Annotated in this window: 9 protein-coding genes and 4 pseudogenes; 7 read left to right on the top strand and 6 right to left on the bottom strand. The window is 49.3% G+C overall.

Annotated elements, in window-relative coordinates; genetic code table 11:
* Positions 1-159 precede the first annotated feature (159 nt).
* Both BUC32_RS19340 and BUC32_RS21315 read left to right on the top strand, forming a co-directional pair.
* A pseudogene (locus BUC32_RS19340) lies at positions 160-906 on the top strand (IS110 family transposase); the annotation flags it as partial.
* A 16-nt stretch (positions 907-922) separates the two neighbouring features.
* Positions 923-1027, top strand: a pseudogene (locus BUC32_RS21315) (IS30 family transposase); the annotation flags it as partial.
* Between the two features lie 26 nt (positions 1028-1053).
* Here the strand turns inward: BUC32_RS21315 and BUC32_RS19350 are convergent.
* The 3 genes from BUC32_RS19350 to BUC32_RS19360 are packed head-to-tail and all read right to left on the bottom strand — an operon-like array spanning position 1054 to position 4763.
* A complete protein-coding gene (locus BUC32_RS19350) occupies positions 1054-3219 on the bottom strand; it encodes a polysaccharide biosynthesis tyrosine autokinase (protein WP_073257109.1) in 2166 nt (721 codons plus the stop codon).
* A gap of 12 nt (positions 3220-3231) precedes the next feature.
* The gene (locus BUC32_RS19355; RefSeq protein ID WP_073257112.1) at positions 3232-3669 is read right to left on the bottom strand and encodes an arsenate reductase/protein-tyrosine-phosphatase family protein; all 438 of its coding nucleotides are present in this window, start codon (positions 3667-3669) and stop codon (positions 3232-3234) included.
* 32 nt (positions 3670-3701) lie between these two features.
* Complete coding sequence (locus tag BUC32_RS19360) at positions 3702-4763, bottom strand: polysaccharide biosynthesis/export family protein (protein ID WP_073257115.1); 1062 nt, start codon at positions 4761-4763, stop codon at positions 3702-3704.
* Between the two features lie 444 nt (positions 4764-5207).
* On the opposite strand from BUC32_RS19360, the gene BUC32_RS19370 reads away from it, so the two are divergent.
* From BUC32_RS19370 to BUC32_RS19380, 4 genes and pseudogenes are all read left to right on the top strand, one after another.
* Entirely contained in the window at positions 5208-5987 is a 780-nt protein-coding gene (locus tag BUC32_RS19370; protein ID WP_139280804.1) for a hypothetical protein, read from the top strand.
* Between the two features lie 35 nt (positions 5988-6022).
* Positions 6023-6100 (top strand): annotated as a pseudogene (locus BUC32_RS21285) (hypothetical protein); the annotation flags it as partial.
* Between the two features lie 9 nt (positions 6101-6109).
* Positions 6110-6286 (top strand): hypothetical protein, encoded by a 177-nt coding sequence (locus BUC32_RS19375; protein WP_220387649.1) that lies wholly within the window; start codon positions 6110-6112, stop codon positions 6284-6286.
* 71 nt (positions 6287-6357) lie between these two features.
* Positions 6358-7800, top strand: coding sequence for a tyrosine-type recombinase/integrase (locus BUC32_RS19380; protein ID WP_073257127.1), 1443 nt, complete (start codon positions 6358-6360; stop codon positions 7798-7800).
* Between the two features lie 242 nt (positions 7801-8042).
* Here BUC32_RS19380 and BUC32_RS19385 read toward each other — a convergent pair whose 3' ends face one another.
* Positions 8043-8426 (bottom strand): type II toxin-antitoxin system death-on-curing family toxin, encoded by a 384-nt coding sequence (locus BUC32_RS19385; RefSeq protein WP_073257130.1) that lies wholly within the window; start codon positions 8424-8426, stop codon positions 8043-8045.
* A gap of 1 nt (position 8427) precedes the next feature.
* Complete coding sequence (locus BUC32_RS19390) at positions 8428-8676, bottom strand: hypothetical protein (RefSeq protein ID WP_073257133.1); 249 nt, start codon at positions 8674-8676, stop codon at positions 8428-8430.
* Between the two features lie 1119 nt (positions 8677-9795).
* Here BUC32_RS19390 and BUC32_RS19395 point away from each other — a divergent pair.
* Entirely contained in the window at positions 9796-10965 is a 1170-nt protein-coding gene (locus BUC32_RS19395; RefSeq protein WP_073257136.1) for a competence protein CoiA family protein, read from the top strand.
* A gap of 342 nt (positions 10966-11307) precedes the next feature.
* On the opposite strand, the pseudogene BUC32_RS20765 reads toward BUC32_RS19395, so the two are convergent.
* Positions 11308-11538: pseudogene (locus tag BUC32_RS20765) on the bottom strand (VanZ family protein); the annotation flags it as partial.
* Positions 11539-11656: the final 118 nt, after the last annotated feature.

An 11656-nucleotide genomic window follows, 5' to 3' on the forward strand; every position in this document is an offset into this window, starting at 1 on the left:
ATTGGCAGGGAATTGAAACAACCAACCCTGATCAGCAGGAGCGAAAAGTAGCTTAAACTACGCCAGATCCTGTCCAACAAATGGGGAGTAGCTCATACTTCCTCCATCCCAAATCAGGGAATTTACAGGAAGTGTCCCGGGAGTCCGTACATATCTACACTCGGCACTGAAAGCTTCCCGACGACCCGACATGGGTATCGGTTGATGTTGACTTGGATGAGGTCATTTGGCGATCTACAGCGCATCGGGATCGAATGCTCGGGTAGTTATGGCGCGGGGCTGCTGCGCTATGTGCAAGTTGCCGGCATCGAGGTTCTGGAGGTGACCGCGCCTGACAAGCATGATCGCCGTCGCCGGGGCAAGAACGATGACTTCGACGCGGAAAGCGCTGCCCATGCCGCTTTTGCTGAACGGCACACGGTGACACCGAGAAGTCGGGACGGAATGGTCGAAAGCCTCCGCGTTCTAAAGGTTTGCCGCAAAACTGCTGTCCAGGCCCGTCGCATTGCCTTGCAGATCATCCAGACAACAATCGTTTGCGCGCCTGATAAATTGCGAGACCCACTGCGCCAGATGACGCGCATGCAATTGATCAGAACGTTAGCGGCTTGGCGACCTGATCTCACCGCGTATCGGGAGGTTGAAGAAGCCTACCGTATCGCGCTCAAGTCATTGGCACGGCGCTATCTCGAACTACATGATGAGATCGCCGATCTGGACGACATGATCGAAGCCATTGTCAAAGACTTGGCTCCAGAGCTGCTTGAGCAGACTGCGATAGGCCTGAACAGCGCAGCGCAATTGCTGCTCACGGCGGGGGACAATCCAGAGCGATTGAAATCAGAGGCTAGCTTCGCAGCATTGTGCGATGTCGGCCCAGCCGACCGCACGACGCGAGAGCCGATTGATGACAGTTCAAAACATTAAGCAGATCCACGACCGCCTCAACAACACGCCTCGAATATGTTTGGGATGGAAAACACTCACCGAAGATTTCCGGGAAAAGATGGTGGAGGAAATGCGATGAACACCCTACCCTAACTCCATCAAGAGTTATTTGTATTCATAACGGTAATCATACCCACCATATTTCTCTCCTTTACCACGTTGAAAACCGTTGAAAATGGCACCGGAAATAGTCCCGCTGGACGCGTCAATCTCCCGCTGCATCGCGTGCATTTCTTTTTCTGTCGTTACCCCATATCGGACAACGACCAATGTCATACTTGCCTGCTTCGAAATCATAACGGGGTCAGTTACGGCAAGAACTGGCGGGCAGTCGAGAATGATGAGGTCGAATTGCTCGGAAAGTTTGTCCAAAGTAGATGCGAATGTGGGCGTCATTAACAGGTCAGCTGGATTAGGGGGGAATTTCCCTGTTGGAATGAAAGACAGTGTATTCACAGATGTTGAGGTCACAACATCCTCCGATTTCTTGTCCCCTACCAGCAACTCAGCCAAGCCCGGAGTGTCCTTTTTCACCCCGAAGAATTTTCTCAACTCGCCACGACGAAGGTCCGCATCAATCAAACATACTTTTTGACCGGCTTGGGCTGAAACAATAGCCAGGTTGGTTGAACAAAATGATTTGCCTGCATTTGGGCTGGGGCTAGTAATTGAAAGAACTTTTGCGTCTTTCTCCAACATTCCGAAATGCAAACTGGTTCGCAATCCTCGAAGGGCTTCAACTGCTAGGTCTGTAGGGTCATCGATAGCAAGAATGGGGTTCTTGCCACCGCTTTTCCGTGGTTTTAGCAAGCCAGGTTTTACTGCATTCACTACGGCAAATACTGAGAGGCCAAGAGCCTCAATTTCGGCGCTTGATTTGATACCTTTAGATCTAAAGTTTTTGAGCAAGACTATCGCCACGCCCAACATTAACCCCAGCAATGCGCCTAGAGCGACAATTACCGCCTTCCTCGGAGCTATTGGAAGTGAGGCAGTCTGCGCATGATCGATCACCCTTGCGTTGCCAATCGTGCTGGCTTTGACGACACGGAGCTCTTGGGCTCGTATCAGAAGTTTGCTGTAGGTTTCTCGCGCAAGTTCCAACTCTTGTGTCATGTCAAATATCTCGCGCTGTGTGTCGGGAAGGTCCAGGGATCTAGCCTCCAGCGCTTTCAGACGTGTCTCGAGTTGCTCTTTTCTGCTCAAGAGCATTTTGTAATTCGGATGGCTAACCGTGTATTTGCGTTGAAGCTCCTGTTCTTCGATTTCTAGAGCTGCCAGTTCCGCCTCCACTTGATTCCGTTGCTCTAACAGAGCTTGGGTCTCAAAGCTAAGATCAAGCGTATTGCGTTCACTTTGTAAATCTTTCAATTTCTCTTCGGCGCGATCAACGATAGAACGCACTTCTGGCAAGCGATCTTCAATAAATTTCAAACTGTTTTCAGCTTCGGCCGAATTTCGAGAAATGTTTTGGCGAAGATAGGCACTCACGATGGCATTCAGTGCCCGAGAGGCGTCCTCCTTGTTTCCATCTTTGAAAGTAACATTCAAGACGCCAGAGTTTCGACCTTTTTCAGAAATTCCAATTTTTTCCCGGACCGACTTAATAGCTTCCTCTTCGCTCTCTTGCACAACGGTAAACTCTCGGCCCACTTGCCCTTCAAGTTTGCTAAGTTCGATCGCAATTCCCGTGTTTTCGTCAATAAGTTGCTGATTGAGTTTACCTGACAGCGTCGGTCCCTCTGGGATTTTCAGGCTAAAGTCCGTTTCCGAAATTTTGGTCAAACTAAGCGGTGTACCCAAGAGATGAGGCGGAACTCGCAGAAACCGAAGCGAAATGGTCTCACCTGATTGGGCAAATGGCTTCATGAACTCGGGCAACTCAACCAGCCCACCAAATTCGGAAACAAAATACCCTATTAAAGGGGTCTGTCTGGGGATGGCGACCCAATCCAGGTTTTGCTCTGCCACGGCCTGGCCCAAAATTAGTCTGGACTTAAGAAGTTCAATTTCCGTCACGCTAGCTGGGTCGCTTCCAAATCCCTCAAACGTACCCGAAAAAGGGTTGGCACCCGCTTTTTCTTCTAGCTGCAGCAAGGCATCAGCCTGATATGTTGGCGCCGTATTTAACGCCCAAAACACACTAAGTGTTCCGACCAAAAATGTGACAAACAGAATTGTCCATTTCCCCTGCCATAAATTCAAAAATAGCTGACCAAGGTCAATTTCTTCATCGAACTGACTGTTGGAATTTGAAGGAGATGAGTTCATTTGAAAACTTCTCTATTTAGCGGCAAGTCTTTGTGACCAACCGTTCATTGCAGTGTCGAGCTGACGGAAAACTTGCTCATGAAATTCCTGAGACCGCTTGTATGGATCTGCAATATTTTTGCCACCGGTCCAGTGATCCACCAACATAACCCGACCACTGACCTGTGGCGCAATCTGGCTGATTGCAGCTTTGTGACCAGTCTCCATAACAAGTATGAGATCCGCGGCTGACAATATTTCAGCGGTCGCCTGACGTCCCTTGTGCCCTTCGAGTGAGACGCCTTTTTCCGCGGCCACCCGGCTTGCAGTAGCGTCGGCCGGCTTGTTGACCAATGCACCTACACCGGCAGAACTCACGGTCACATTGGGTGCTTTAGATTGCAAAAGTCTCTCACCGACGGGCGAACGGCAGACATTACCAACACAAACTACAAGTACGGATTCTATCATTGTGTCATTAACCTTGTTTCGGCCTTCAAGCGTTAGAAGTTTCGCTGAAGTCCTTCTAATGTACTGATCGCTGAAACTGTTGGAAGAAGTTGAGTAATTGTGTCATTCCAGTGTTGCAGCGGCGAGCGTGTCAGGAACACAACGTCTTGCGGTGCTAGGGTAAACTTGGTTCCTAAAAGCCAGCCTTCGGGCGTAGTCGTGTCAAACTGATACACATTCATTTTGCCACTTGAATGGCGGAAGACGAAAATCCCGCGGGCGTCCGAACGCACTTTGCTCGGCCCCCCTGCTTCGTTTACAGCCTCCGTCAAGGAAACCAGTTCGCTCGTGACGTCAATTGCCTCGTTACGCAGAGCTTCACCCATAACGAAAGCTTCCTGGTTTTCCCGCTCAGGCACATGAACAACATCGCCTGACAATAAAACTGGGTTGTTTTCTGCCATGTTGGCTTCGAGAAATCCCCGCAGGTCAACTGGATAAACGCGACCATTTCGCCGCAACGTTATGTATCCGATATCCGCTTTTTCAGTCCAGCCACCTGCTGCATTCACAGCTTGAAGCAATGTCAAAGGAACAGTGGTCAAAGACTGGCGGTTGGGCGTTTCAACTTCACCACTGACAACAACATTTTGCGAATTAAATGCAATAAGTCGTACATCTACCTGAGGGTCGTTGATGTAGGTGCGCAGCTTCTGTGAAATTTCCAGGCGAACCGATTTAACCGATTTTTCTGCGGCACTGATTTCGCCGATGAATGGAAAGAAGAAGGTGCCATCTGCCTGAACTTCAAAGCCATTGAGCTTATCATTGTCTGAGTTGCCCTGATTTAGAGACAACTCCGGGTGCTCAAATACAGTCACGGAAATGATATCGCCAACACCGATTTTATAGGACCACTCTTTTCCAGCCATTAAAGAAGCACGTCTATAACTGCGAAAGGATTTATTATAATTGCTGATATTCTTACTGGAAACCCGAACAATATTCACGTTTTCAGGAAGATCGGCCTGTTCTTCAGGCTCAGTCGGAAACATCGTCATCGCTTCAGAGCAACCAGTCAGCAAAACAGCGCACATCAGTATCCAGCGTATCATTGCTGCTCCAAATTCAATACAACTTTCAATAGTCCCAGTACTCTCTGGGTTTGCATAAAGTGACTAGCATTGGTTTTGAGTTGTTTCAATTGGGCATTTGGAAAACCGCTTATAAGGGGCATTCTCGGGCAAATCTGGCTGGCCTCTCGTTCTTTTGGGCAACGGCAAGGCAACGTTCGATTGCACGTTATCGGCTGTTTGAATCGGCGAATCGCCGGTGGGGCATGCTACGGCTGGAAAACCGGCCAACCTTTCTGGCGTCCACACGCGCTTTCTCCAAGTAGCGCGTCTGGCCTATCAGACACCTCTTTTAAACAGATTAATGCAGAAAACGCATTTTCTGTCACTGCAACTCCCTTCGGATAGCGGATGTGCGGACTTTTGGTGCAGTGTTTGATTGCCGCAATTTTTTAAGGGGGGGGTGAAAAAATTGATCAGATAAAAATGCGTCGAAACAAGCCCATGCACAGTAGAAATTTCCATCAACTTCTCCCTGCCCAACACTTGAAATGCTCTTCTTTTGACGTCACCAAGGGTAGATTAGGTCGAGTAGGGCGCAAAATGCATAGAGACGATGACAACCAAAAAGCGCTCGACGAGCTTGATCGGCAGGTTTTGGCAAATACCAGAGAAGCCAATCCTGAGGCCGAACCTCAACCCTTGGATACACTGTTTGGCTACGCAACAGAGGATCTCGCCGACGTTACACTATCGCAATCCATATCCGTTCAAAGGGCCCGCTTTCAGGAACTTGCCGCTGGGCTTGGTATTAGGCTCAAACGGCAGCCACCGGATTATGATGAACGCTGTATGCTCGACTCCGCCATTGAAGCCGTTCGCGATTTGAAGCCAACCAATGAGTTGGAAAGAAACCTCGCCTACAATTTTGTTGCCATCAACAAAATGGCGCGCGATGCGGCGCTACGCGCACAGAGCGGAGATATTGACCCAGTCAGTAGTGACAAGGCCGCGCAGTTGTTTTTGAAAGGAAATGGCGCGGCGCTCAAAAACGCAGAGACCATCGACAAGCTGCGTAATCGGGGAACGCAGCAAATCACCGTACAGCACGTCAACGTCAATCCCGGAGCGCAGGCGGTTGTGGGCACTGTAGATGCCCGAAAAGTTGTTCATGCTAACGTAGAAACGCCTCTGGAATACACTGATAGTGAAGCACCGGTAAGTGTGCGAAGCCGCAGGGATGGCAAAGTCCGTAAGGAAAGCTGAGCGTGCCGAGTAATCATACACGTGATACGCAATCTATGCGCAAAAGCCTGCGGTGTGGCGCGAAAACCAGGACAGGGGCTGCGTGCCAATCTCCAGCGGTATCGGGAAAGAAACGCTGTCGTATGCACGGCGGTGCAAAAGGCTCGGGTGCCCCTAAAGGAAATTCAAATGCGTTGATCCATGGGGGTTATACCGAAGCGGCCATGGAAAATCGCCGAGAGTTGCGAGATAGAATTCAGAAAGTCATGCAGCAAAGTGATGAACTGATCCGTGAATTAAAAAGCAATAAAAACAAATAGTTATTGTGTTTTGCTTGGTGATTTGTGGTACTTTGAAAGAGTAACAAAATTGCCTGAAGCAGAGCCGAAGCTTGGATATTCAAACCCTCATAAATCGCATTCGCAGCCTTCCTGAAGCGCGCCCTCTGACGGCATTGCTTGAGCGAGAGATCGGCATTGGAGCAGATTACAAACGCGCATGGTATAGCTCGCAAAAAGAACACTGGTTGGGGTGGTTAGGCGCCTGTGAGACACCGGCGCCCTATAAGCGGCAGGCATCTTCTGCGACGGATGCCCGTCTTGTCTTCCAACGCTTGAGCTGTGCGCCGATGCTGTTCTGGTTGGCGGATGCCTCGGAATTTGAAGAAACCCGATTGCGCCTTGCCTTTGATGCCGTGGTTGCGGCTCCTCAAAACGGTGCACGACAGTCGGCAGCCTTCCGGCGGATTATTCCTTGGGAACTTATAGATCTTCATTTGAACGGTGCACACGTCCCATCACCAAAACCTGTTGGGGAAATCGACCAAAACGCTCTGCCACCGCCTCACGAAGAAACCGTAAGATACATCGCCCGCGTCGAGACCCAAGGGGAAAGCCGCATACAGGAGACTGAGAGCGCACCTCCACGCTCACTTGAACATCTGGAAGCCCAAGACTGGCGAGCTGCATTTGAACGCCTAGAGGGCGCTTACGCGCCCGCGACGCTCAAATCCTATCTCGCGGATGTCAAAATTTACGTCTCCTGGTGTGCTGAAAAGGGCATTGCTCCCTTTCCGGCGAGTGTGGACGCGCTTTGCCGCTTTCTCGAAGATCAGGCCCCTGGAAAAGCGCCTTCAACCGTTCGCCGTAGGCTCTATGCCGTGCGAAAAGTACACCGGCTTCTACATCTTCCGGACCCGACCTGGGATGAAGACATTAACGTCACCATCCGCCGTATTCGACGCGCGAAGCTTGCCCGCCCAAAACAAGCAAAGGGACTGACCAGAAAGTACCTCGACGCCTTTCTATCCGTGCAACCAGACAATCCTTGGGGGCTGCGCAACCGAGCGATGTTGTCACTAGGTTACGAATTGCTGACGCGTCGCTCTGAACTGGTGGCGCTCACAACTCAGGATATCGAAGTGAGAGATGACGGAACCCTACGAGTCCTCATTCGACGCAGCAAAGCCGATCCATTCGGACAAGGGCGTATCTCGTTCACTTCAAGAGAAACAGCTACTCTTGTGCAGGACTGGTTGGATTGGCGGGGTCCTCATATCACCTATCTTTTCTGCCCGATTTATCATGGCAAAGCTTTAGAGCGCAGCGTGAGTACGACAACAGTCAAAACGCTGATCAAGAGCTCAGCCAAAAAGGCAGGTCTCGGTCCCGAAGACATTGATAGCTTTAGTGGTCATTCTCTCCGTGTTGGTGCAGCCCAGGACTTGCTGTGCGCAGGATATGATACTGCGGCCATTATGCGCGCAGGGGGCTGGAAATCCGTAAACATCCTTTCACGATATCTCGAATTGGCGGAACACAATGTGTGGGAGTAGGTTGCAGGGCAACGCTGCAAATGACCAAGTTTGGGCGGACATTGAAACAAAGTAACAGACCTCGTTGCCGTCCAAGTTTGCGTTGAACTTGATGGGTTCGATTGACCTGGTAAAAATGACTAAAGCATTTCAACATAGGTTTGAGAAGTCTTAGATTTCCAAACACTTTCAACATCAAGAGGTTCCGCGCCTTTCACGCCAAACCCGTGATCCAGGTTTTGGCGAAGCACATTATGGCTCGCTCATTTCAACGGGTTTGGTAGGGTTCGTAACCAATAAGCAAAGGCTTCTGCCTCCAGTTTCCCTTGCGCCAAAAGGATTATTCGATCCGCGACGTCTTCCGTAACCCACTTTATCGCAATTCCGTTGAGATCGAGGCAAACGTCCATAGACAAGTGCGCCGTGCGCTTGTTGCCATCGTTGAAGCAATGGCCTTGTACAATTGCTTCGGCGTAGAATGCAGCGAGAGAAAATCCGTCCTCTACCATTCCAAAAGCCAGGCGGTTGTCGACGCGCGACAAGGCGCCTTCCAGTGATTTGTCTCCGGCGCGCCCTTGAAGTTCGCCCGGGTTCAGAACGTTCTCATGAATGAGGTCGACAAGATCTGAAGACAAAAGCCTGAACACTTTACTTGTCCTTGAGGTAGTCAAGCACAGGTTGGTTTATGTCTTTACGCGCCTTGAGACTAGCCAAAACCTCTTCGCGCGTGGCAATACGGCCCTCGGTTTCCTGAATGGCTTCCGCGGGAACAAAGTAACCAACCAAGGCCGAGTTTTTCAAAACCGCCACCGGGTTGCCTCCAGAGCTCTCCAAGACTTTGTGAGGCTCTCGCATTTCGGTCATGGTGGCGATGTAGGTTGTCAGGAGTTTTGTCATAATGCTCTCTAAAACGTGTATTCAATTATATATTGTATCGTACATAAAAATGCAAGATGAAGCGGTAAATCGAAATTTACCACTGGACATCCTCGACTGAAATGTCGCGGATCTACTGAAAATAACTCTGTTTCAAACTAAAAACACGAATTATCAGGCCGGCAATTGGGTTAAGAATGATACAAAAAACTCCGCAAAGAACTCAGCCTATTCGCCCTCGGGGCCAACATCAAACTGGATAAGCTCAATGGCCCAGTCAAAACAATTGGCATCCAGTACACACCCCAGCAAAATGACTGCGCGCTTAACGTGGAGCGGTCGGATAAGCCAAAGCCGCAAAGGAAAGGGTCGGCTCGGCTTGGTTAAAGGTTATTCTTAGCGAGCTCTGCTCCGAAAGAGATTTCGTCAGGTAGGCCATTTCGACAGGCAGTAATCCCGTGGCCCAATGCGCCAAGATGTATCCGGTGAAGGGGAGATGAGATTGCTGAAGGCATTTTCTAAGTTTGTACACGTTTTCTATAGGTCGCCATGGATGCGAATATGAAACAGCGGCCGCTATGAGGGCCAGGGCTGATAATCCGGAAAGCCAGTCGCTTTTTTTTCGAACTGCCTGAAGATAATACGTGGGTGCGGGCCTCAGGTGTTACCGAGCGAAAGCTTCGTTTTCCTTGAGACAACCTGATTGATGCTGGATGTTCAATGCCGCGTTATTGGAAAACCTGACCTGACCTGACCTGACCTGACCTGACCTGAACAACCAAGTCCTTAGGATGGGTGGGTGTTGCAACTGGTTGCAACATTCCGTTCCGAGACATCCGTCTAGTAATTCAGATTAAGCAATGCCGATGATTAGAAAAATCGGCTCTCAGTTTCGAATTTTGTGCGGCAAATCGCAAAAAAAAGCATTCCAAGTGGTACGACACCCACATTCCTTTGGTCATAACCTGCCCTGAGAAGTTTCCTGCACAAATTTCCCTTATAATTGAAGCAAAACTCAAGACAGAAAAACCGACCTGCAAATGTAGTCTGCAACAAAAGAAGATAGCTTAAAAATCAATAAAAACAAAGACTTGACAGAATCACCAGCCAATATCCAAGTAAATCAAAAGGAGAACGGTAATGACTGTCACAAATTATTTTGCACTAAGTGAAAACGAAAAACCGGTGATAGCCGGAAGCAATGATGCCCAAATTGGGGAGTCTTTTTCTTGCCCGGTATGTGAAAAAGCCATGCGGCATATCGATAGCCATCTGTCGGCGGGCAGACAGGTCTCAGCATATTTCCGACACCGAGGAGCGCAGTGTCGATGGCTCGATCACATCGGTGCCGAAAGCATGACGCATCTTTTGGCTAAACTGGCCATTTATGAAAGCGGTTGGTTTTTTGCAAAGCAGAGCGCCAGGGCTGAGGCTCTTCCACTTTCGCCCCATTTAGTGAAATTTTTCTTCGAAAGTTGCGTGCTGGAAAAACGGATCGAGAACCGCGTTCCAGACCTCATAGCGGTCTGGAACGGCTACACCATCGCCGTTGAAGTAACGTGTACAAGTGGCATCAAAACAAAAAAGAAATCTGATTTGTCTCGACTGGTAGATATGGTGGTCGAGGTTGTCGTCAAACAAAGTGACGTTCGATCGTTAAGCAGCTTGGCCAAAGGTGTCCAGTCTCAGGTAACCGACGTAAAAAATTGGAGAGTTCCTTTGGATTTTGTCTCTGAGCGAAATCGCCAACGGCTTCGACAAGCGGCATTGCGCGCAACAGACATTGAACTCTCCGATTTTGAGCGCGCTCTAAAGCAAAAAGCCTTTACACCATCGATTTCGCATTTTGAAACAGAGGAAATGGACCGACTAATTGCACAGAATTCAATCGGAGTTTTTCTTGGTGACCCGGAAGAGGTTTCATATTTCAATGTTCCGACTGTCCATTGGCAGTATGAAATTTGGAAAATTTTGCAAAGGTTCAATTTGCAGAAAATGGTTTCATCTGGTTGGCAACTCACAGATCTGGGGAAGCAGCTCCGAACCGAAATACAACAGTCGCTTTTCGCGCTCAACTATGTGCACCAAGGCGCATATGCACCTTCCGTTCAATGCTGGCAACGATTGCAACATTTGGAAGAAGACGCTTATCAACCCCCCCGTCCCGTTTTCATCTTGCCGGGTCACAGTCGATCTGCTCTTGATCGAAGGGAGCAGTGCCTAGCAGGGGAAGAGGTGTCTGATTTTGTTGAATACTATCTGAATACCATACACCCAGAAGATGGTAGTTCTAGAAGGTCGTTCAGATGAAGTACCACGAAAAACCGTGCAGTTTCATCCGCGCTGGATTGGTGCCAAAGCTAATAGTTACTTGTACGGCAAAACCACTTGCACGGAGTCGCAGGCATGGTCTCGCTAATTGTCAAAAGCAAAGAATTCACCAACCAGAACTTCGGTATCCCCGGGGCAGCAGAAATTTGTTGCATCATGGCTTTCAAAGCCTGAAGGCGGCGTTCAACTTTGCCTGTGATTTGCCGAAGGCGAAACTTGTCTGAAACATCACTTATCGATCGACCATCTATCACTCGGAGAGGAACAAGAAGATTAACCGATCCGTAGCACCAAAAGAGCCCTGTAAAAACAGGATAGTACTCAATTTTTCTTGCGAATGATTTTCCGGATCACCAAGCCTATGCTGACGCCAAAGCCAATACCAAATGCGTCAGCAATCCAATCCGCTCCTTCACGCGATCGACCGACGTAAGGTTGAACAAGCTCGATGATCCCACCTAGTAACAATGCTGCAGGAATGACCCAAACCAAACTGCGAGCATAAAGTAATGCCGTTGGAAACGCTAATGCGGCGAAAGCAATGAAGTGGTATGCCTTATCCGAGAGATATCCACCTAAAGCTACGCGCTTTTAACCTGATGCATACCCGGCCTCGCAAAAGTAGTTCCAGCATTCTTGCGGTGTGAACATGTCGCAGACTTCGGCCAAT

It is taken from the genome of Shimia gijangensis (assembly GCF_900142085.1).
Taxonomy (GTDB): Bacteria; Pseudomonadota; Alphaproteobacteria; order Rhodobacterales; family Rhodobacteraceae; genus Shimia; species Shimia gijangensis.

Bases quoted from the DNA above. Each gene is read 5' to 3' on its own strand.
- BUC32_RS19350 (WP_073257109.1), bottom strand. From the start codon at position 3,219: ATGAACTCATCTCCTTCAAATTCCAACAGTCAGTTCGATGAAGAAATT.
- BUC32_RS19355 (WP_073257112.1), bottom strand. From the start codon at position 3,669: ATGATAGAATCCGTACTTGTAGTTTGTGTTGGTAATGTCTGCCGTTCG.
- BUC32_RS19360 (WP_073257115.1), bottom strand. From the start codon at position 4,763: ATGATACGCTGGATACTGATGTGCGCTGTTTTGCTGACTGGTTGCTCT.
- BUC32_RS19370 (WP_139280804.1), top strand. From the start codon at position 5,208: ATGCGTCGAAACAAGCCCATGCACAGTAGAAATTTCCATCAACTTCTC.
- BUC32_RS19375 (WP_220387649.1), top strand. From the start codon at position 6,110: ATGCACGGCGGTGCAAAAGGCTCGGGTGCCCCTAAAGGAAATTCAAAT.
- BUC32_RS19390 (WP_073257133.1), bottom strand. From the start codon at position 8,676: ATGACAAAACTCCTGACAACCTACATCGCCACCATGACCGAAATGCGA.
- BUC32_RS19395 (WP_073257136.1), top strand. From the start codon at position 9,796: ATGACTGTCACAAATTATTTTGCACTAAGTGAAAACGAAAAACCGGTG.